Source organism: Corynebacterium freneyi, from assembly GCF_030408835.1.
Lineage (GTDB): Bacteria > Actinomycetota > Actinomycetes > Mycobacteriales > Mycobacteriaceae > Corynebacterium > Corynebacterium freneyi.
The window spans coordinates 666461-686331 of sequence record NZ_CP047357.1; the positions used below are offsets into that span (position 1 = coordinate 666461).

The 19871-nt window shown below is 65.8% G+C and carries 21 protein-coding genes; all 21 read left to right on the forward strand.

Annotation, left to right across the window (positions count from 1 at the left end; all coding sequences use genetic code 11):
• Nucleotides 1-110 precede the first annotated feature (110 nt).
• The 21 genes from CFREN_RS03000 to CFREN_RS03100 all read left to right on the forward strand — a co-directional run bounded on the left by CFREN_RS03000 (nucleotide 111) and on the right by CFREN_RS03100 (nucleotide 19834).
• A complete protein-coding gene (locus CFREN_RS03000; RefSeq protein WP_209653932.1) occupies nucleotides 111-356 on the forward strand; it encodes a hypothetical protein in 246 nt (81 codons plus the stop codon).
• Between the two features lie 52 nt (nucleotides 357-408).
• Entirely contained in the window at nucleotides 409-720 is a 312-nt protein-coding gene (locus CFREN_RS03005; RefSeq protein ID WP_198028636.1) for an HNH endonuclease, read from the forward strand.
• A 257-nt stretch (nucleotides 721-977) separates the two neighbouring features.
• A complete protein-coding gene (locus CFREN_RS03010) occupies nucleotides 978-1442 on the forward strand; it encodes a phage terminase small subunit (protein WP_035121196.1) in 465 nt (154 codons plus the stop codon).
• A gap of 18 nt (nucleotides 1443-1460) precedes the next feature.
• Nucleotides 1461-3089 (forward strand): terminase large subunit domain-containing protein, encoded by a 1629-nt coding sequence (locus CFREN_RS03015; RefSeq protein WP_035121194.1) that lies wholly within the window; start codon nucleotides 1461-1463, stop codon nucleotides 3087-3089.
• The gene (locus CFREN_RS03020; RefSeq protein ID WP_035121192.1) at nucleotides 3086-4576 is read left to right on the forward strand and encodes a phage portal protein; all 1491 of its coding nucleotides are present in this window, start codon (nucleotides 3086-3088) and stop codon (nucleotides 4574-4576) included. Before CFREN_RS03015 ends, CFREN_RS03020 begins: the two co-directional genes overlap by 4 nt.
• The gene (locus CFREN_RS03025) at nucleotides 4554-5240 is read left to right on the forward strand and encodes a VG15 protein (RefSeq protein WP_156968690.1); all 687 of its coding nucleotides are present in this window, start codon (nucleotides 4554-4556) and stop codon (nucleotides 5238-5240) included. Before CFREN_RS03020 ends, CFREN_RS03025 begins: the two co-directional genes overlap by 23 nt.
• Nucleotides 5241-5313: 73 nt before the next feature.
• Complete coding sequence (locus CFREN_RS03030) at nucleotides 5314-5862, forward strand: hypothetical protein (RefSeq protein ID WP_209653930.1); 549 nt, start codon at nucleotides 5314-5316, stop codon at nucleotides 5860-5862.
• Between the two features lie 24 nt (nucleotides 5863-5886).
• Entirely contained in the window at nucleotides 5887-6273 is a 387-nt protein-coding gene (locus CFREN_RS03035) for a hypothetical protein (RefSeq protein ID WP_052054075.1), read from the forward strand.
• A 19-nt stretch (nucleotides 6274-6292) separates the two neighbouring features.
• Nucleotides 6293-7312: a major capsid protein gene (locus CFREN_RS03040; RefSeq protein WP_035121184.1), complete on the forward strand. Its 1020-nt coding sequence runs from the start codon at nucleotides 6293-6295 to the stop codon at nucleotides 7310-7312.
• Nucleotides 7313-7318: 6 nt separating this feature from the next.
• Nucleotides 7319-7708, forward strand: a complete 390-nt coding sequence (locus CFREN_RS03045; protein ID WP_209653928.1) for a hypothetical protein — start codon at nucleotides 7319-7321, stop codon at nucleotides 7706-7708.
• 6 nt (nucleotides 7709-7714) lie between these two features.
• Entirely contained in the window at nucleotides 7715-8056 is a 342-nt protein-coding gene (locus tag CFREN_RS03050; protein WP_035121180.1) for a hypothetical protein, read from the forward strand.
• The gene (locus tag CFREN_RS03055) at nucleotides 8053-8298 is read left to right on the forward strand and encodes a hypothetical protein (protein WP_052054074.1); all 246 of its coding nucleotides are present in this window, start codon (nucleotides 8053-8055) and stop codon (nucleotides 8296-8298) included. Before CFREN_RS03050 ends, CFREN_RS03055 begins: the two co-directional genes overlap by 4 nt.
• Nucleotides 8288-8686 (forward strand): hypothetical protein, encoded by a 399-nt coding sequence (locus CFREN_RS03060; RefSeq protein ID WP_035121178.1) that lies wholly within the window; start codon nucleotides 8288-8290, stop codon nucleotides 8684-8686. Before CFREN_RS03055 ends, CFREN_RS03060 begins: the two co-directional genes overlap by 11 nt.
• A 65-nt stretch (nucleotides 8687-8751) precedes the next feature.
• Nucleotides 8752-9576, forward strand: coding sequence for an Ig domain-containing protein (locus tag CFREN_RS03065; RefSeq protein WP_209653925.1), 825 nt, complete (start codon nucleotides 8752-8754; stop codon nucleotides 9574-9576).
• 85 nt (nucleotides 9577-9661) lie between these two features.
• Nucleotides 9662-10024 (forward strand): hypothetical protein, encoded by a 363-nt coding sequence (locus CFREN_RS03070; protein ID WP_035121175.1) that lies wholly within the window; start codon nucleotides 9662-9664, stop codon nucleotides 10022-10024.
• An 11-nt stretch (nucleotides 10025-10035) separates the two neighbouring features.
• Nucleotides 10036-10452, forward strand: a complete 417-nt coding sequence (locus CFREN_RS03075; RefSeq protein ID WP_035121172.1) for a hypothetical protein — start codon at nucleotides 10036-10038, stop codon at nucleotides 10450-10452.
• A 9-nt stretch (nucleotides 10453-10461) separates the two neighbouring features.
• Complete coding sequence (locus tag CFREN_RS03080; protein ID WP_209653923.1) at nucleotides 10462-15915, forward strand: tape measure protein; 5454 nt, start codon at nucleotides 10462-10464, stop codon at nucleotides 15913-15915.
• Complete coding sequence (locus CFREN_RS03085; protein WP_209653921.1) at nucleotides 15908-17020, forward strand: phage tail family protein; 1113 nt, start codon at nucleotides 15908-15910, stop codon at nucleotides 17018-17020. Before CFREN_RS03080 ends, CFREN_RS03085 begins: the two co-directional genes overlap by 8 nt.
• Nucleotides 17021-17022: 2 nt before the next feature.
• Entirely contained in the window at nucleotides 17023-18660 is a 1638-nt protein-coding gene (locus tag CFREN_RS03090) for a Gp37-like protein (RefSeq protein ID WP_209653919.1), read from the forward strand.
• Nucleotides 18661-19026, forward strand: coding sequence for a phage gene 29 protein family protein (locus CFREN_RS03095; protein ID WP_209653916.1), 366 nt, complete (start codon nucleotides 18661-18663; stop codon nucleotides 19024-19026). It begins immediately after the preceding gene.
• Nucleotides 19019-19834: a hypothetical protein gene (locus tag CFREN_RS03100; protein WP_209653914.1), complete on the forward strand. Its 816-nt coding sequence runs from the start codon at nucleotides 19019-19021 to the stop codon at nucleotides 19832-19834. Before CFREN_RS03095 ends, CFREN_RS03100 begins: the two co-directional genes overlap by 8 nt.
• The last annotated feature ends 37 nt before the right edge of the window (nucleotides 19835-19871 follow it).

Sequence of the window (19871 nt, forward strand, 5' to 3'; positions counted from 1 at the left end):
ACGACGGGACGACGACACCAGGCGCGCGTGCACGGCACACGCCACAACAACACGGCACACCAGCGAGTCGCCCGCACCCGCGCCACACAAACCAACCAGGAGAAGCCGCAATGCACGTCGCCAACCACCCAGCGACGCCGATCCTCTATGGCATCTGGGCCGCAGGGAGGGTGCGCCGGTACGACATCGACGCGCTCGCCGAAGGCTGCCACGATCTCGTCGGCGCGCTCGCACACGTCCTCCGAACCGGAGACCGCGACGCCGTCAACAGGTGCATCGCACGCGGCGAGCTCAGCATCGACATCCTCATGCTCGCCCTCGCACACGACGCCAACCGAGCCGACACCGAGGCGTAGCCACCGGCCGCCCCGCCCCTGGGGCCCCGGAGGGGGAGAGGGGGACGGTGGCATGGCATGGGCCAACGGCAGCGGTCGCACGAGCACTCGCGAATGGCGAGAACTGAAGCGAATCGCGAAACGCAAACTTCCATACGAATGCGCTCAATGCGGAATCAGCGGAACCGACGCGCCCCTCGAACTCGACCACATCATTCCCGATGCCGAGGGCGGGGCGACGGCCCTGTCCAACGTCCAGTGGATGTGCCAGCCACACCACGACCAAAAGATGCAGCGGGAAGCGACCCGAGGGAAGCGCCGCCGGGCGGCGATGGGCCGGCATCCGGTGGAGGAGCATCCGGCACTCGCGCGGCTGCGGCGTTGATAACGCGGCCGCGGGCGGCGTTCCACTACGGTTTCGGGGGCGGTTTTCGCCACCGGGAACCTATCGGACCCACCTATCGAAAACGTCCCACGCAGTGAGACGCGATAGGCGCGACCAATCACCCAGGGGGGGCTCCCCCCTCGAACCTCTTAATCCGGCCACGGAAGTCACAGTCGCTAAGGCTCTGTACGGGTCTGGCGATCCCGTGGCCCGGGATTTGATAAGTAACGTTGATAAGCGAAAGGTGGCGAAAAGCCATGGCCGGACGCGGACCCGCTCCGAAAGACCCGAAACGACGGGCGCGGCGCAATGCCGACCCCGTCGCCAGCAAGATCATCCAGATCACTCCATCCGATCAGCCCGCTTTGCCGACGATCTACACCACCGACGCGGATGGCCAGCGGCGGAAGTTCCACTGGCCGGCGGTGACCCGCCGCTGGTGGGACATGTGGGCGCGGTCGCCGCTGTCCGCGGACTTCACTGAGAATGATTGGTCTGAGCTTCTTGACACGGCCCTCGTCCATGCCCGGCATTGGTCGGGGGAGAAGGACGCGGCGGGTGAGCTGCGGATCCGTGCGGCGAAGTTCGGTGCGACGCCGGAGGATCGGGCGCGGCTGCGTATCCAGTTCGCCCAGGCTGATGAGGCTGATGAGAAGCGTCGGACGTCGCGCGCTGGTGCGGACATGCGCGGCGCGTACAAGGGCCTGCGCGCCGTCGACTAGATGGGGCGGTGATCACTGGTGCCGTGGAAACCGGAGCACCCGGGCGAGTGGCCGACCCTCGGGTGGGAGGCTCTCGAGTGGATGTCGGAGATGCTGGCCCAGCCGGACTGCCCGGAGTACCGTCCGCTGGTGCTCACCCGCGAGCAAGCGCAGTTCGTCCTGGACTACTACCGGCTAGACCCGGTGACGGGCCGCCGGGTGGTGCGCCGCGGCGTGCTGTCGAGGGCGAAGGGGTGGGGCAAGTCCCCCATCGTCGGCGGTCTCGGCGCACTGGAGGCGCTGGGGCCCGTCGTCCCGGACGGGTGGGATGCGGATGGCCGTCCGGTGGGGAAGCCGTGGTCGGAGGTCCGCACGCCGCTGGTGCAGTTCGCGGCGCTCAACGAGGACCAGACCCGGAATGCCTACGACCCGCTGCTGGAGATGCTGCGTGAGGGGCCGGTGATGGACCACTACGACCTGGACCCGATGGAGACGTTCGTCGCCCTGCCGAAGGGTCGGATCGAGTTCATCACGGCTGCCGCGCTGTCGAAGGAAGGGCAGCGGCCTGTGTTCGCGGGCCTGGACCAAACCGAGGGGTGGACGCGAACCAATGGTGGTGTGAATCTCGCGGCGGTGCTGCGCCGTAACGCGGCGAAGGTCGGCGGGTCGACTCTGGAGACCCCGAACGCCTACCGGCCCGGCAGTGGGTCTGTGTCGGAGCAGACGTTCGAGTACTCGGCGAAGATGCGGCAGGCAGGGACAACCGCCCCGGGGCTGCTGATCGACCATCGTGAAGCGCCGGCGGATACGGACCTGTCGGACGAGAAGTCGCTGCGCGCCGGGTTGCTGCACGCCTACGGGGACAGCGCCATCGAGCGCGGCGGGTGGGTCGATATCGGCCGGTTTGTGGATGAGATTTGGGATACGGCGACGGATCCGCAGGATGCGCGGCAGTTCTACCTCAACCAGGTCACCCACGCGTCCGATTCGTGGGTGTCGCAGCCTGCGCTGCGGGCCATCGTGGACGACGACAAGGTCATCAGCCCCGGCGACACCATCGTCCTTGGGTTCGACGGGTCGCGTGGCCGCGTGCGAGGCAAGGCCGACGCCACCGCCTTGGTCGGGATGCGCGTGGAGGACAAGCATCTGTTTGAGATCGCGGTGTGGGAGGCCGGGCCGGATGCGCCGCAGACCTGGGCACCCAACCCGCTGGAGGTCGACGCCACGGTGCGGGACACGTTTAAGCGGTACCGCGTCGTCGGTTTCTATGCCGACCCGTCAGGGTGGACGGGGCAGGTCGCCCAGTGGGAGGCGGATTTCGGTCGGAAGCTGCGCGTCAAGGCGTCTCGTGATCAGCCGATCGCGGCGTGGCCGCGCGGCAAGGGCCTGCGTGTTGGTGAGCAGGTTGAGAAGCTCCGCCAGGCCATCGTGGCGAAGGAGGTCACCATTTCCGATTCCCCGCAGTTGATGGGGCACCTGCTCAACGCCCGCCGGCGCACGACTCGTACCGGCTACTTGTTGTACAAGGACTACCCGGAAAGCCCGGCGAAGATCGACGCAGCCTACGCGGCGGTGATGGCCTACGCGGCGTGTATCGCCGCGGTTGCGGCCGGTATTGGTACCGGGCAGCGGCGTGAGCGTCGGAAGAGGAAGGCGGTGTTCGCGTGAATCAGTGGCCGGATGATCTGGCGGTGATGATGCGACAGTTGGTGGGGCAGATCACCCAGCACGAGAAGACCAACAAGCTCAAGGAACTGTTCTACCGGGGGAGCCCTCCGGTGCGGAATATGGGTATCGCGATTCCCGAGAACCTTGTGTCCGTGACTCCGGCGGCCGGGTGGCCGGCCATTTTGGTGGATTCGATTGCCGAGCGCATCGACTTCCTGGGGTTCTCGGCTACTGGTGGGCACGGTGAGGTGCTGGCGGAGATCACGCGGATGTCGGGGCTGCGGACGGAGTTCCCGAAGGCGGTGACCGACTCTTTGGTGTACGGGGTGGGTTTCCTGGAGATCCGACCCCGTGTGGTCGGCGGCATGGTGCGGGCGGTTGCTCGGGCGGTGGATCCGATGTCGGCGACGTTCCGGTGGAACGACGAGGGCACGGAGGTCGCCGCGGGTCTGGTGGTCAAGCACACCGAAGACGGCCAGATGCTGCGGACGTTGTACCTGCCCGATGAGACCTGGTGGGAGGTGCCCACCGGAGAGCGGGGGAAGGTTGAGGTCCGCCACGAGGTGCATGGCCGCGGTATCGCGGGCCTGGTTCCTATCTTGAACCGGGTTCGGTCCGGGCACGCGAGGGGGCATTCGGAGATCACCCCGGCGGTGCAGTACCTCACCGAGCATGGCGTCCGCACGCTGCTCGGCATGGAGTACAACCGGGAGATATACACCGCGCCGGGTCGGCATGTCGAGGACGCGTACCCGGAGACGGTGGGGATGTCGGAGGAGGCGTCGCAGCGGGAGAACCGCCGGGCGGCATGGAATGCGTCGATGTCGAGCTTCACTGTGTTCCCGCCGACCGAGGTGGTCGATGAGGACGGCAACGTGACGGTGCGGACTCCGAAGGTCGGGCAGTTCACAGCGTCGTCGCCGGGCCCGTACATCGATGAGTTGAAGATGGTCACGCAGATGCTCGCCGCCGAGGGTGGCATCCCCGCCGAGTACCTCGGATTCGTGACCGACAACCCGTCGTCGGCGGAGGCGATCCAGGCTCGCGAGTTCAAGCTGGTGAAGAAGTCGGAGCTGAAGAACCGGCAGCAGGTGCCGACGCTGGTGGGGAGGGTGGCCCCGCTGATGTGGCACATCGTTTTCGGGGAGCCGATGGCCGAGGAGGAGCAGTCCGATCTTGATGTGCTGTTCCGTAATCCGGCGATGCCGACGTTGGCGGCTGCGGCGGATGCGTGGACGAAGGCGGCTGGTGCTGGGCTGGTCCCGGGCCGGTCCGCGGTCGGCTACGAGCTGATGGGGTTCACCCCGGAGCAGATTCGCCGGATTGAGGCGGACTGGGCGCGGGATACGTCGAGGGCGCTGGTTGGTGACCTCGCGGATCGTGCGGCGAAGGCCCGCGCGGAGTCCACCCGTGTGGAGCAGTTGAAGCAGCAGACGCAGGTCGAGGGGGTGGCGTGGGATGCCGATGACGCCGCAGATGATGGCTGACGTCCACCAGGCGCTGGACAATACCTCGACGCTGGCGGCGGAGCAGATCTTTGCCCTGTACGAGATGGTGTACGGCGCTGACCGGGCGGAGTTTGAACGGGTCGTCGGTGAGATTGCCCCGGAGATCCTGGCGTCGTTCCGGTCGACGTCGGTGGACATCATGGCCGGGGCGCTGGATGAGGGGACGTCGCTGGCGCTGTCGACGGACGCGATGGCGTCGGCGGCGTACCTCAATCCCAACCGGGTGACCGGGCTGACGGGGTGGGTGGCGGCGGAGTTGTCCGACCCGGAGTCGGCGCTGCGCAAGCTCGCGGGCATCGGCGTGAAACTGGTTCTCGAAGGGCCACGGAGGTACTCGACGGCGGTGGCGGAGGAGAACGACACCACCGCCAGGACGTTCGCCCAGCCGGGGGCGTGCGAGTGGTGCCGGTACATCGCGGTGCAGGGCCACCGGTACGGGGCGTACGGCGGGGAGTGGGTGCAGCAATTCCACGAGCACTGCCGGTGCGTCCTGATCCCCGCGTCGGAGTACATCGAGCCGGACTACGTCCTGGCGTGGGACCGGCAGTTCGACCAGGCCGGCGACATGGTCGGGTCGGCGTACGGCAAGCGCACGTGGCGGCAGTACATGGCGAAGATGCGAGAGCTGAACAAGCAGATCTAGGTAGTCACCCCGCGCCCGCAAATGGGCTGCGGGTTTTTTCATGCCCAAATTCGAAAAGGAGACGGCACCCACCATGGGAAACCTCACCAAGAACAACGATTCCGACGAGCAGCAGCAGGGCAATGGGCCCACCGCGGAGGCCAGTGGTGGTGCCCAGCAGGGAGGCAACGGCCCCGACAACGGCGTCGGCACGGGCGCTGGCACCGAGGCCAATGGCTCCGGTGACGGCGAGAAGATCACCGACTGGAAGCAGCACGCCCGCACCTGGGAGCAGCGCGCCAAGGACAACAAGCAGGCAGAGGAGGCCGCCATCTCCCGCGCGGCGGCCGCCGAACAGCGACTGCAGGAAATGACCGAGAGGGAAACCGCGGCGCGGCTCAACGTCCGCCGCATGACCCTCGCCGTCGACCTCGGCATGAGCCGGGAGAAGGCCGAGGAGGTCTTCACCGCCACCGACGAGGAGACGCTGGCGGCGCAGGAAGCCGCGTACCGGGCGGGCCGCGAGTCCGCCCCGAAGAGTGCGGAAAGCACTGGGACGCGCAACGAGGGCGGCACCGGGCAGCCGGGGCCGCCGAAGAAGGACTACAAGGCGATCGCTGCGGAACTCCGCAAGCGCGCATAACTCAATCACCGAAGGAGGCCAATCATGGCTTTTTCGTTCACCCGGGAGGACATCCCGGCTGACAACCTGACCTGGCTGGGGTCGAAGCATGCGGTCGGAGACGCCCGCACGATCACCCTCGACGGCACCAAGTTCACCGCGCTCGCCGACAAGGGCATCATCCCTTCCGGCATCGCGCTGACCGAGGGCGCGGGCGGCCTGTTCGCCCCCGCCACCGACGCCACCAAGGTCGACGGGTTCCTACTGACCCAGCAGAAGCTCAAGGCCGGCAACATCGTCGCCCCGATGCTCGACCATGGCCGCATCATCGCGGCGAAGGCCCCGGAGCAGTCCGTCGACGTCAAGACCATCGATAATCCGCTTTTCGTCATCGTCGGCAAGGCTCCGGCGGGCGACGTCGTCGGCGGCTGACCCCAGGAGGGAATGAATCATGGAGTTTCTCACCGATCCGTCGCCGATGGATCTCACCGGAGTCATCCGGCTGACTACGGAGGCATACGAGGCGGAGCGTTCGACGCTCGCCCAGTTCCTCCCGAACACGCACATCAACAGCAACGTCGCGAAGCTGTCCGACATCGTCGCGACGCAGGGTGACGCCGCCGAGGTGCGTTCCTACGATGCGGAAGCCCCGATCGGCAAGGCCGCGGAGAAGGTCCGCGCCATCACGTTCGAGCTGCCCCCGGTGTCGCAGAAGCTGCGCGTCACTGAAGCCAACCAGCTCACCGACATTGCGACGAGCAACCTCGGTGCGACCGTCAACCGCTACGGCAAGCAGGTCGGCGAGGCCATCGCCGACCGGCTGGAGCTGTTCCGCGGTGAGGTGCTGGCCACCGGCAAGATCGACATCCAGGGCGAGAACGGCGTCTACGTCGATGTCGACTTCGGTCGCGATTCGGCGATGGAGCCGACCGTGGGGACGTCGTGGGAGGACGCGAGCGCGACGCCGCTGGCCGACCTTGAGGAGTGGCTGGAGGCGTACTCCGACCACAACGATGGTGACGCCAGCACGCTCGTGCTGTCGAAGCGTGCCCTGCGCACCCTGGTGCGCAACAAGGAGATCATCGGTGCTGTCACCGATGCCCCGGCGAAGACCCGTGTCACCCCGGCGATGGTCGTCTCCCTGCTCACCGAGTTCGGCATCACCGAGGTCGTGACCTACGACCGGAAGGTCCGTGTCGCCGGTTCGCAGAAGCGTGTCCTCGCTGAGGACACGGCGCTGCTGCTGCCGTCCGCCGCTGATCTGGCTGTCGGCCGCACGGTTTTCGGCACCACCGTCGAGGCCGCCGAGGCTGCGTACGGGTACGGCATCGCCCCGGAGGACGCGCCGGGCATTGTCGTCGGCGCGTGGCGCCAGAATGACCCTGCCGGCGTGTGGGTGCATGGCACTGCGATTGCCGCGCCGGTGCTGACCAACCCGGATCTGGCGATGGCCGCGAAGATCTCGAAGTAGCCACGCATGTCCTCCATCATCAGCGTCACTGACATTGGGGATGCTCTGGGAGAGCCGGTGCCCGCCGGCGAGTTTGGCCAGGTGGAAAACCTGATAGACCAGGCCGTCGCGGCCGTCGAGGGTTACCTCCACCCGGCCGGTATCCCGTACCCGATCCCTCGGGCGGTCCGGGCCGTGGCGGTGCGGATGGTTGTCCGGTCGCTGCGATCCGAGGATGCGGGGCTGCAGCCGGGTATGTCGGGCGAAATGCACGTCGCCGGCAGCTTCACGCATCAGCGGAACTTCTCTTCGTCGGCGTCTGACGGCGGGGTTTGGATGAACCGGCAGGACAAGCAGATGCTGCGGCCGTTCCGGCGGCGCGGCGGCATCGTGTCGGTGCCGTACGAGATGGGGTGATGCGTGATGGCGTTCATTCCGATGCCGTTCGAGGTGCAGCTGCTGCGCCCCGACATCGTCGGCACCGACGAGCTCGGCAACGACGTGACCCGGAAGCAACCTCCAGTCGCGGTGCCCGCCGCCGGGTGGTCGGAGCCGTCCGACCAGGCGAAGCAGACGTTCGACGCCCCGGAGCACGTGACCTACGCCCTCGACCTCCTGGCAGAGGCTGGGCGGATCACGGTCGGCGACTCCGTGCGGGTCGACGGCGTGACCTACCGGGCGGTGGGCCGCGCTAACTACGACCACGGCCCGTTCCGATTCGAACCCGGTATTGACGTCATCAAGCTCGGAAGGAGCACAGGGTGAGCAACATCAGTCGAATCAAGTGGAACATGGGCACGTTCCGGGAAGTCCGTCACGACCCGGTGGCCGCCGCCATCGTCGACGGCGCTGCGCAACGCGGCGCTGCCTTTGCCGGCGACGGCTACGAAGCCGGGTCGTACGCGGGGAAGTCCCGCCACCGTGGGTCGATCATCACCGCGACACCGCGGGCGATGCGGGACAACGCGAAGAACCACACGTTGGCGAGGGTGATCGATGCGCTATGACGACCCCCGTGCCGCCGAGGCGATGCGTGAGCTTCTGCTCATGATCGTGGCCGGTGTGCGCGTGGTGACGCAGCTTCCGAAGGAAATGCCGGACACGCTGATCCGGATTGAGCGCGTGGGCGGAAAGCCGGATAACGCGGTCACCGATGGGGGCCGGTTCATGGTCCAGGTGTATGCGCGCACGGATGTGGAAGCCGGGCGGCTCGCGGGGGTCATCCTCGCGGCGCTCAATGACCACTTCTGGCGAGGTATGCGCACCGACCGTGGGCACATGCTCCGCGGCTGGGTTCATGAATCGATGATGAGCCTCGCTGACCCCGACCGGCCGGGCTTTGCCCGCTGGCAGATCATGGGCCGTTTGCAGCTTTCGCTGCTGCGGCCTGACTGACGACCGCAAGTAACTACCTACAGCACCCTTCTGGGGTGCTTTTTTCATGCCACGAGGAGGCAACCATGGCGAACGTCGCCAACATCACTTCTTCCAATCCGGGCCGTAATGGTGTGTTTTTCCGCGCGCCGGTCGGCACTCCGCTGCCGACCAACGCGTCCGACGATCTCGATCCGCTGTTCGTCGACCAGGGCATCGTCGGTGAGGACGGTGTAGCTCAGGCCATTACCCGTGACCCCGAGGATGTCAAGGCGTATGGCGGTGACACCGTTTACACGTTGCAGACGGATTACGGCCAGGAGTTCACCCTGACCGTGTACGAGTCCACGAACGTCCCGACCCTCAAGACTGTTTTCGGTGACTCCAACGTCGTCGAGACCGACGAGGGCCTGAAGGTCGTCCACAACAAGACCCGACTGCCGCGCAGCTCGGCGGTGTTCGAGCACCTCATCGACCAGGGCGTGAAGCGTCAGGTCGCTGAGCAGGCGCAGGTCGTGTCCGTCGGCGACATCGTCAACGTGCACTCGGACATCGTCAAGTACGAGCTGACGATCAAGCTGTACCCCGACTCCGAGGGCAATCTGCTGTACGAGTTCTACGCGTTCCTGGGTGGTGAGGGTCCGCTGCAGATCGTGTCGCAGGTCATCGTCGGCGGCCAGGCCGGTGTCGAGTACACCGCCAAGCTCATTGCCGCTGGTGGTGCCTCCCCGTACACCTGGGAGGCTGTCGGTGCCCTGCCGGATGGTCTGTCGCTGGCTCCGGACGGCACCCTGTCGGGCACCCCTACGGCAGAGGGCACGCACACCGTGACCGCGAAGGTCACTGACTCTGACGGCAAGGCCGTGCAGAAGCCGCTGGAACTCAAGGTTGCGCCGGCCGCTGAGGGCTAGATCCTGGCGGGCGGTTTCGCGTCTCCCCGCACCCAATTGAGACGCCCCCTTTTTTTGACCCCACCCCGAGCCCCAGGAGGCACTTATGGCACGCACGATCATTCCCGCTCATGACGAGCGGGTGCAGGTTGAGATCCTTATCCCGCAGGCCGACAAGCGGAAGAAGCCGCTGCGGTTCATCGCACCCCGTTTTGAGTTTCTGCCGCGCAATCTGGCCGAAGGGTTCGGGGAGTGGGTGTCGAAGATCCTCACGTCGGACGAGGATGACGGCGAGGGGCAGGTGTTGACTGAGGAGCTGATGCTCAATTACTGGCTTGAGCGCCTCGGCATGGAGGATGCGGATGCGCTGCTGGATCTGACCCGCGGTGAGAAGAGGCAGATTTGGGCGGCGTGGCAGGAGGAGTCCACGTCCACGCTGGGGGAATCCGAACCCTCCTCCGATTCCTAGACGAGGAGGGCATGGAGAAGGCGTTGGCCTTCGACCTGATGGAGCGTGGCAGGTCGATCCATGATCTGGGCAGTATTCGCATGTCGTGGGTCGAGTTGGGTGCGTTCATTGCGCATGCCCCGCCGGACTCGGCGATCAGGATGCTGCGGGACCCCTTGAGTGCGTTTAGGACGGCGGAGTCGACGCTGCTGTCCACGGTGGTGGACACGCTTGCGGGGGCGAATTGGCAGCGCGGCGGGGGCAAGGGTGCCCGTCCGCAGCCGTTGATGAAGCGGATTCAGCAGGAGCTGGACCGGCAGAAGCAAGACGCGTCGGCCCCGGCGTCGGTGGCGCAGATGACGTCGATCCGCGAGGAGCTCGCCGCCCGTCGACGTAAATCGGTAGCTGCCACGGGCATGACCCGGGCGGTGAAGAACACGAAGCCTTAGGAGGCACCCATGGCGAGTGAGCTCGCGGCCGTCTATCTCTCCATCATCCCGGAGACCTCAAAAATCGCCCCCGGCGTCCATAAGGCCCTGTCCGGGGTGGACAAGGCCGCCGACGCGTCGGGCAAGTCCATGGGCAGCAAGATCACTGCCGGGCTGGGTGGTGTGCTGAAGAAGTCCGCTATCGGTGTCGGTGCCTCCGCTGGCGCGGCGCTTGGTGTGGGTCTGACGAAGGGCTTGGGGCGGCTCAATGGCATTGAGCAGGCTGAGGCGAAGCTGCGTGGTCTGGGGCATTCTGCGCAGGGCGTGGGGTCCATCATGGACAATGCCCTCGCCAGTGTGAAGGGCACCGCGTTCGGGTTGGAGGAAGCGGGTACCGCCGCTGCCGGTGCGGTCGCCGCTGGTATTAAGCCAGGCCAGGAGCTTGAGCGGACGCTGAAGATCATGGGTGATACCGCCACCATTGCGGGCACCAACCTGCAGGACATGGGCACGATCTTCAACTCGGTGGCCGCCCGGGGCAAGCTGCAGGGCGACGACATGCTGCAGTTGCTGTCCCGTGGTGTGCCGGTCCTTCAGCTGCTCGGCGAAGAGCTGGGGAAGACCTCCGAAGAGATCTCCGACATGGTGTCGAAGGGGCAGGTCGACTTCGAGACGTTCCAGTCCGCGATGGAGCGTGGCATGTCTGGAGCTGCCCTGGAGGCCGGCAATACGGTTCAGGGCGCGTTTAAGAATATGGGGGCGGCGGCCGGGCGCTTGGGCGCTACGATCGCGGGCCCGTTTTTCCGTCAGGCCGCTGGTGGTTTTGCTGGCGTGACCGCCGCGCTTGATGCGATGAATGGTCGCGTCGGGCCGGTGATGGCTGACGTGGAGGCGTGGCTGGTGGGCACTGCTGTGCCTGCTTTCCAGCGTTTCACGGAGGAGGGCAAGAAAGCGTGGGATGCGTTCTCCGGTGCCGAGCAGGCCCGGGGTGCTTTGGCGTCGACGATTTCTGCGCTTGAGTCGATGGGTGCGTTGGTCGCTGGTCTTGCCCCGGCGGTGGGTGATCTGGCGGGTGCTTTCGCTAAGGCGTCGGCTGCGCTGGGCGTCTCTACGTGGGATGTCCTGGTGACCATCCTGGATGCGACGGCGTCGATTTTGAATGTGACGCTGGTCCCTGCGCTTGAGGCTGTGGCGTCGTTGGCGCAGAACAATCAGGGCGCGGTGACTGCGATGGTCGCGGCGTGGATGGCTTTCAAGACTGTGCCGGGGATCGTGTCGAAGGTGCAGCCTCCGCTGCAGTCGATGGTGAAGCAGATTGATGTGGGCACCATGTCGGCGCGTGCGATGGGGCAGGATTTCCGTCGTCTCGCCCCGCAGATCGGTGTCGCCGGAGCTGCGATGAAGGCGATGGGCCAGCAGTCGTCGACGATCCGCAACATGCAGAACGCGTTCATTGGCGCTGGGACGGCGACGCAGGGGTTTGCGCAGGCGGTGCGTGTTGGCGCGGCCCCGGCTATGAGCCGGTTGCAGACTGGCGCGAAGAACGTCATTAATGCCATGGGCGGCCCCTGGGGGCTGGCGTTTATGGCCGCGACGGCGGTAGTCGCCCAAGTGACCAACAGCATCCGGAAGCAAGAGGCCGCACAGGAAGCGCTGGCCGCCCAGTCCCGCGCCACTGCAGCAGCGTCGAGCGATATGTTCCAGGCCATCCTGGACGGTTCGTCTCAGCTTGACGCTGCGGAGCAGGCCACGGCTGACGTTGCGGCTGAGATTCAGAACTTGGCAGATAATGGCCCGGGGTGGCTGGATAGGCTCTCGATTGCGATCAACACTGCGGGCGTGGACACCGCGCTGAAGCGCCAGTGGCGTGCGTGGCGGGACAACGCAGACGCGGCGAAGGAAGCCATCGATGTGATGTCGGAGTTGGAGATCACCGAGCGTGATCTCGCCGCCGCTGCGATGGGGTCCGAGGCTGCGTACAGTTCGATGCGAGCCCAGCTGATGGAAAGCGGCCGGGGCGGAGAGTACCTGGCCAGCCAGCTCGACATGCTGCGGGAGTCCTTCACGTCGGCGGAGCGAGCAGCGGAGCGACTGGGCCCGGCGGGCCTGGCGGCGGCAGGTGCTCTGCATGATGTGGCTGAGAAGGCGGGCACCGCCGAGGACCGTGCGAACAAACTCCAGCGGGCGTTCATGGAGCTGGCGGGCATTGAGCTGTCGGCGACTGAGGCGTCGGCGGACCTGACGCGTGTGCTTGATAGCACGTCGAACCAAATGGATGAGTTGGTTGGCGCGACGATCGGCGCGAATGGTGCCTTTGACGCGACCACCATGGCGGGAGCGAACGCACACGACACGCTGATGGATATTGGCGACGCAATGCGCGCATCGGTGACCGCCGGCAACGACGTGAATCAGGTGTTCTCGCAGTCGGAGGCTGACCTCCGTGCGGTGGCAAACGCCGCCGGGTTGACCGAGGACCAGTACCAGGCGCTGCTCGCCGCGTATGGCCTGACGCCGGAGCAGTTGGTGACGGTTGCCGAGGTGCAGGACGATGCGGCGTTGGGGTCTATGGCGCAGCTGCAGTCCGCGTTCAAGGACTTCGACGGCAAGCCGATGACGACGACCGTCACCGTGGAGGACGCGGACGCGCGGCAGAAGCTTGAAGATCTCGGGTTCGAGCTTTCGAACTTGGATGAGGAATCCGGCGTCGTGGACATCACCGTCGACGACCAGGAGGCCCTGGACAAGCTCGACCGGTTCCTTGCCGAGGAACTGCCGAAGGTCGATGAAGCTAGGGCTGAGGCGCACGCGTTCCTGGAAGCTGATGGCCTGTTTGCCACGAATAACCTGGCGATTGCGCAGCTGGCGACGCTGGATCTGAAGCGTCCGACGCCGCTGGCGAACATGGACGTCTCCCGACTGTCGGCGGCGCAGATTCAGGCGATGCAGGAAGTGGGTCTGCTCGATGGGCAGACTCCCACCCCGGACGCGTACCTGAACATCGACCAGCTGACGGCGGAGCAGCAGGCGGCGCTGGCGAAGGTGTTCAACCTGGATGCCCAGGAGCCGACGCCGTGGGCTGACATGACGAAGGAACAGCTCGACGCTAAGGGCGAGGACGCGCTGAGGAAGCTGGGCGAGATCGACCAGACGAGGCCGAACCCGCTGGTCAACGCCCAGACCTCGGCGGCAATGGAAAAGCTCGGCGGTGTCAGGCGGTTGCTTGACTCGCTGAAGGACAAGAACATCTTCGTCAACATTTTCCGCCGCAACCACGGCGATGGGAATGCGGCGGGTGGCCGGTTCGCTCGTGGTGGCCGTTACCGGTTCCCGGCGTATGCGGACGGTGACCGTCATGACGGGTACCGCCTGCCGACCTCCGGCCCCGGGACTCACACCACTGACGGGTTCCTTGCGTTCGACCAGGACGGCATGCCCGCCGCACGCCTGGACGCGGGCGAGTGGATCATCAATGGTCGCTCCTCGGAGAAGTACGACAAGGAACTGAAGGCCATCAACGCCGGGACGTTCCCGAAGCTCCCCGGCTACAACACCGGCGGGCGAGCGGGGGAGAAGCCGGAGGACGACGTGGACCCGGATGGTGTCTTCGATGACATCCGGGGCGGGTCGGACATGCCGACGGCTGCTGATTTCCTGGCGCTTGCTCGTGGCGAGATGGTCAACGGATTCCAGATGGAGCGTCCGCTGAACGGCGCTCCATATGAGAACTTCCCGGGCCGTCAGGGCGCGTGGGGTGACTGCTCGTACACGGCGGGCAATTTCGCTGCATTCGCGTTGGGGCTTGACCCCACGTCGGGCCGGAAGTTCTCCACCGTCACCCAGCTGCAGTGGGCCCGCGAAAATGGCATGAACATTGGGCGCGGGCCGGCGGGCACCTTCCGTATGGGCTGGTACGACAACGGCGGCGGCCAGTTTGGGCATACGTCGTCGACGCTGCCGGACGGCACCAATGCGGAGATGGGCGGCGGCAACGGCGGCGGCGCACTCGGTGGCGGCGCGGTACCATGGGATCACCCCCAGTTCACCCACCACGCGTGGGCACCGGCGGGCGAAGCGGCCCCGAAGGCCACCAGTGACGGCAGCGCCCCCGCCGGCACCGACAGCGACCCCGATGAGGTCGAGCTGTCCGGCGACGCCGCGAAGGCTGCGGAAACCGTCACGGAGGCGCAGAACGACCCGAATAGCATCTTCTACGGGACGGGCGCTAACTCGTGGTCTGACCTGGCTGGCAACCTTGCGAAGGCATTCGTCGGCGGGCAGGTCGCCGCCGCACTGTCCGTATTCGACATCCCCGACGAACTGCCGCCGCTGATCAAGGCGGGGCAGACGTGGAAGATGCAGCGGGAAGAGGGCAAGACCCAGGAGCAGCAGGAAGACGAGCTAATCTCGGCGGCGGAAGCTGTCGAATCGGCTGACGAAGCTGCTGCGGACTCCGCTGAGGAGGAGTCGGCGCTGCCCCCTGTCGGCGATTGGGGTGAGCCGTTCTTCGTGCGGGAGATTTCCCGATCCGCGAAGGACAAGGGGCTTGATCGTGAAGCCGCGATCATCGGCGTGGGCACCGCCCGCGTCGAGTCGGGTAACCCGATGCTGATGTACGCCAATCATGCTGTGCCGGAGTCGCTGAATTACCGACATGACGCGATTGGATCCGACCACGACTCCGTCGGCCTGTTCCAGCAGCGTGACAACGGCGCTTGGGGCACCGTCGCGCAGCGAATGAACGCCTTCGAGTCCGCGGGCCTGTTCTTCGATGTGCTGAAGTCCTTTGACTGGCAGTCGATGTCGCGGGGCGCTGCTGCCCAGAAGGTGCAGCGGTCGGCGTTCCCGTCGCGGTATGAGCCGATGATGGCTGGCGCTGAAGTTGCGGTGGACAAGTACGGAGTGTTCGACCGTGGCGGACACGCCTACGGCCGGGGCTTCATGCCGAAGGACGTCATCGAGCCGGAGCGGGTGCTGTCGCCGAAGCAGACCAAGGCGTTCGATGAGCTGGTGTACAACCAGCTGCCGCAACTGTCCGCGATCACGGGCCCCGCGGCGAAGGGCGTCATCAATGCCGGCGCTGGCGTTGCCGGGTCGGCTGCAAATGCCGTCGTCCCGGGGTCTGGTGCCGCAGTTGGTGCGGTCGCGGCCCCGGTGGCGGAGGCGGTCGGGTGGTACGTCGGGCAGGTCACCGATGGTTTGCAGACCAGTGTGGAGGAGTTCGGGCGGGACATGACCCAGATCCCCCGCTCGATGGTGGATTCGCTGGCAAGCGAGTTCATGCCCGGCGGGGCGGATCGCTTGGCGGCGATGGTGCCGTCACTTCCTCCGCTTGCCCCGCCGGCCCCGGAGCCTGTTTCCACGGGCGGTGGGGATGGCCGGGTGGTGAACAATTTCAACGGCTACGACGAGGACTGGGCGTGGTCGAAGTTCCGGCGGCTCGAATCCGAGCGGCTGGGAGGGAAGGTAGGCGCACGTGGCTGATGCCAGCACGCAGATCATCATCGAGATGCACGATGGTCGCCGGTGGGTGATCCACGGGCCGGGGGCTCACCCGAACCTCCGGCTGATGCGGGGTGGACTGGGGGAGTTTTACCGCACCCCTAAGGCCACCACCTACAAGGAACGGGCCGGTGTCGGCGGCGCGTACTTCATGGGGTCTCGTGACCTGCCGATGCGGTTTTCCCTCCGCATCGACACGTGGGGCCCGGACTTCGCTGACCACATGGGCGCTTTCCTGCGTGGATTGTCCACTGAGCCGGGCCGGGAGTCGACGATCATCTACCGCACTGACCGGTGGGGGGAGCGGCACCTTCAGATCCTGCTGGAGGAGGCCGCATCCTACCGGCGTGAGGTGGACCCGGAGTCCCTGGAGTCCGCATCGTATGAGATCCCGGTGATCGCCCCCGTCCCTTACTGGGCGACGCCCACCCCGGCCCACGACGAGTGGGTTTTCCAGGGCACGGGGTTCGTCGGCGAGGTGGAGGTGTCGAATCCTGGGGATGTGCCCTTGTGGCCCCGGTGGACGCTCACGTCGCCGGCGGCGTGGATCCTCCCCGACGTGGATTTCGAAGGGGAAGGGGAGCCTCGGATGGTGCCGTTGCGGTTCGCCCCTCATGGGCGGGATCTGCTGGTGCAGACCCGCCCCGGCGAGGAGTTGATCGTGGCGACGGATGGGACGTTGGATGCGTGGATGGGGGATGGGCCGGTGCATTTCCTGCACCCGATTCCCCCGCACACGCCGCCGACTCGTATCCCGGTTGCGGTGGACCCGATTCCCGGGCTGCCGTGGCATCTGCCGATGGAGTGGAAGCAGTGGATCGCGATGCGCTTGCACCAGTTCCTGAAGGACATCGGGGTGGACGCGTTCATGCAGAAAACCCCGGATGAGATCGGCGATGAGATCGCGGGGTGGATCCGTGGGGCCACCCCGGAGTGGGTGCCGACCATCGGTGATGGGCTCATTGCCGAGCTGACGGGCACGGTGTTCGCCGACGCGATCCGTGAGCATTACGGCACGTGGGGCAACGTCCGTGGCGTCACCGCGCAGGTGGAGCTTGAGTACAGGTGGGAGGCCCCGTGGGGATAGCGGTGGATTATGACCGGCTGCAGGCCGCTCGTGATGCGTGTCTGGCGCAGGTGCGTGACCGCCGTGGCCGTCGTCTCCGCCCGGCGGTGGTGTCGCTGTACGCGGCATCGTCGGTGGGGTGGGAGTTCCGGGGCCGAGTGACCGGCATGTTCTCGGATTCTTTCGAGTTGGTGCGTAACGACACCGGGAAGGCGGAGATCGTCCTGCCGGGCACGCATCACCTGGCTTTGTGGGCGGCTCGGCATTGGGAGCGGGACAAGAAGAACGTCATGCTCCGCATGGATAAGGACGGCATCCGCTGGTGCGGCCTGATGGAGAACATCACCTACGAGGCGGAGGGCGTCGGCCGGCACGTCGCGTCGTTGGAGTTCATGCACGACTACGAGCAGTTGAAGCATCTGCCGGTGTGGTCGAACCCGATGTCGATCCCGGAGGTGCAGGTCCCGGACCCGTGGGCGATGCTCGCCCCGGTGATCTGGAATCTGAAGCTGCTGGCGATGCTTAACCTCGTTCGCGCCTATTCGGTGTTGTCGGGGCTGCCGGATGACCCGTTGGATTTTGAGTCGTGGTTGTCGCAGTGGGATTGGCGCAGGTTCCCGATCATCGTCAAGCCCGGGTCACTGGTGCTGGATTCGTCGCCGTTCCGCTTCGTGTCCGCGGAGACCGGGCAAGTGTGGGACGAGGTGGCTAAACCCCTGCTCGATGATTGCCACCTCGTGGTGACGATGGACCGGTGGTTCCCTGGCGACCCGGACCCGTGGCCGGGTGCCAGGCTGCACATGCCGGGGCAGATCGTCATGGACATCGTGGACAAGTCCGGTTGGTGGGAGGACACCCTCACCGGCGGCACGATCTTCCATGGTGCGGCGCGCACCGTGCTGGAGCTCGCCGATGATGGGGTGGAGGAAGTCCGGCGGGCGGTTGACCGTAAGTCGGAGTCCGCCCGCTATGCCGTGTCCGGTTTCCTTGGGGTGGACCCGAAGGTGCCGGCGGTGTCGTATCGGACGACGGGGCGGTGGGCGACGGCGCAGGCGTCGTGGTCGCATTCCCCGGCGACGGTGGGGCAGGTGATTGTCGGCGGGTCGTCGATGCCCGGCGTGAACGAAACCCTAAGCGCGACGACGAAGCTGATTTTCAACCTCCTCGGCAGCTTCTTCCTTATGCCTGGTTTCGGTGCCGTGGCGGATGAGTTCATCGGCCCGCTGTACCGGGACAAGATCATGGCGTGGATGGCGTTGAAGCTGACGCTGCGGACGATGCAGTCCGGCCACGGCGGGTACATCGGTGCGGCGAAGGGCGGTGTGCAGGCGTACACCCTGCCCGCACTTTTGGAGCTGCGAACGTTGGCGCGGGAGACGGAGGCGAAGACGGGGGCGACTCTGCAGGTCGAGGATGCTGGACCGTATCTGGTGGGGGAGCATTTCACGATTGGCGACCGGATCTCTTACGAGGTGCCGGTGTCGCGTGATGGTCGTCTGGAGTTCGGTGTGGTTGAGAAGCTGCGGCTGTCGTCGTCCGCGTCTCAGGCTTACTCGTGGGAGGTGTCGGTGGGGGATTGGCCCCGCCGGGACTTCGTGGAGCATGTGATCGGCGAGTTTCGCCGCGTTGTTGGTGCGGTGAAGAAGGGAGGTCTGCTCTAGATGGGTATTCCTTTGCAGCAGGACGCTGATCCTGCGGACGTGAAGCAGGTCATCAAGTGTGGGTTGGTGCACGCGGCGGGGATCATGCTGCCGTCGGATGCTAAAGCCGATGAGGTGGCGCAGCACCTGGTTGACTTTGGGTTACGGCACGTCCCGGAGGCTCAGCGTGTGTGGTACGTGCCGCCGCGCGCTGGTGCCGGGTGGCTTGAACAGGGCCGCGGAAAATGGGTTGCCGGAGAAGCGTTGGGGGAGCCGCCCGAAGGGTGGGATAACCCCGGGAGTGACGAAATTGACGAAATGATTTCGATGCTCACCCCGGCTCAGCGGCTGGCGCTGGCAGAAAGGCTTGGTGCGGCTGATGACTGACGACTATGTGACCCCGGACGGCACCATGTCGCCGGCGGACCTTGCGGCCCGTATCCGCCCGCATGATCTGGAATCGGGTCGGGCGTGGGCGCGAGGTGATTTGCAGGGCGCGCTCGGCAAACTGCAGGCCGGTGTTCGGGACGGTTTCCTCGCGGGCATTGCTGATGCTTTGCGTGGGGTGGTGCGGTCCCCGTTGTTTCAGGGGGTGGCGGATGCGTTTGAGGATGGGCAGTTGGCGTTGAAGAACCGCCTTGACCTCCTGTCCCCGTTGCTTGATTACGGCAGTGCGTATATGGATGCGCAGGGTGGGTTTCTGCAGTTCGGTAATAATCACGGCACTATGCCTTTCGCTAATCAGATTGGGCCGATGCGGAATTGTGAGTTGCACGATAATGGTATTCGGCTTCTTGCGCCGGGCCTGTGGGATATCAGGTGTCAGATGGCGTTTAGTAGTAATGCCCTGGGTGTTGGTAATGGCACGGTTGAGTGGTATATCCGCGTGTATCGCCCGGATGGCGTGTTGTTTTCGCAGCAGGTGGGGATTGAGTCGAATGTGTGGACGAAGACGTCGACGATTGTTTCGTCGGTGGTGGTGCCCGAGCCCGGATACGTCGTGAAGGTCGAAGTGAAATGGATTCACGGGTCTAGGAAACTGTTGGGTGGGCCGACGAATAATCGGCTTGTGGTGCAGCACATTTCGAATCGCACGGGTGTGGGCGGCACTGGTGCGGAGAATTCGACCACCCCGGAAATTGATGATGATCCGGACGCCCCAATCGGCGGGGTGAGTGAGGAAGGCGAGGGCTAAGCGATGACAGTTGTTTTCGGCACATTGATGGATGTGG

Bases quoted from the DNA above. Each gene is read 5' to 3' on its own strand.
- CFREN_RS03000 (WP_209653932.1), top strand. From the start codon at position 111: ATGCACGTCGCCAACCACCCAGCGACGCCGATCCTCTATGGCATCTGG.
- CFREN_RS03005 (WP_198028636.1), top strand. From the start codon at position 409: ATGGCATGGGCCAACGGCAGCGGTCGCACGAGCACTCGCGAATGGCGA.
- CFREN_RS03010 (WP_035121196.1), top strand. From the start codon at position 978: ATGGCCGGACGCGGACCCGCTCCGAAAGACCCGAAACGACGGGCGCGG.
- CFREN_RS03025 (WP_156968690.1), top strand. From the start codon at position 4,554: ATGACGCCGCAGATGATGGCTGACGTCCACCAGGCGCTGGACAATACC.
- CFREN_RS03030 (WP_209653930.1), top strand. From the start codon at position 5,314: ATGGGAAACCTCACCAAGAACAACGATTCCGACGAGCAGCAGCAGGGC.
- CFREN_RS03035 (WP_052054075.1), top strand. From the start codon at position 5,887: ATGGCTTTTTCGTTCACCCGGGAGGACATCCCGGCTGACAACCTGACC.
- CFREN_RS03040 (WP_035121184.1), top strand. From the start codon at position 6,293: ATGGAGTTTCTCACCGATCCGTCGCCGATGGATCTCACCGGAGTCATC.
- CFREN_RS03045 (WP_209653928.1), top strand. From the start codon at position 7,319: ATGTCCTCCATCATCAGCGTCACTGACATTGGGGATGCTCTGGGAGAG.
- CFREN_RS03050 (WP_035121180.1), top strand. From the start codon at position 7,715: ATGGCGTTCATTCCGATGCCGTTCGAGGTGCAGCTGCTGCGCCCCGAC.
- CFREN_RS03060 (WP_035121178.1), top strand. From the start codon at position 8,288: ATGCGCTATGACGACCCCCGTGCCGCCGAGGCGATGCGTGAGCTTCTG.
- CFREN_RS03065 (WP_209653925.1), top strand. From the start codon at position 8,752: ATGGCGAACGTCGCCAACATCACTTCTTCCAATCCGGGCCGTAATGGT.
- CFREN_RS03070 (WP_035121175.1), top strand. From the start codon at position 9,662: ATGGCACGCACGATCATTCCCGCTCATGACGAGCGGGTGCAGGTTGAG.
- CFREN_RS03075 (WP_035121172.1), top strand. From the start codon at position 10,036: ATGGAGAAGGCGTTGGCCTTCGACCTGATGGAGCGTGGCAGGTCGATC.
- CFREN_RS03080 (WP_209653923.1), top strand. From the start codon at position 10,462: ATGGCGAGTGAGCTCGCGGCCGTCTATCTCTCCATCATCCCGGAGACC.
- CFREN_RS03095 (WP_209653916.1), top strand. From the start codon at position 18,661: ATGGGTATTCCTTTGCAGCAGGACGCTGATCCTGCGGACGTGAAGCAG.
- CFREN_RS03100 (WP_209653914.1), top strand. From the start codon at position 19,019: ATGACTGACGACTATGTGACCCCGGACGGCACCATGTCGCCGGCGGAC.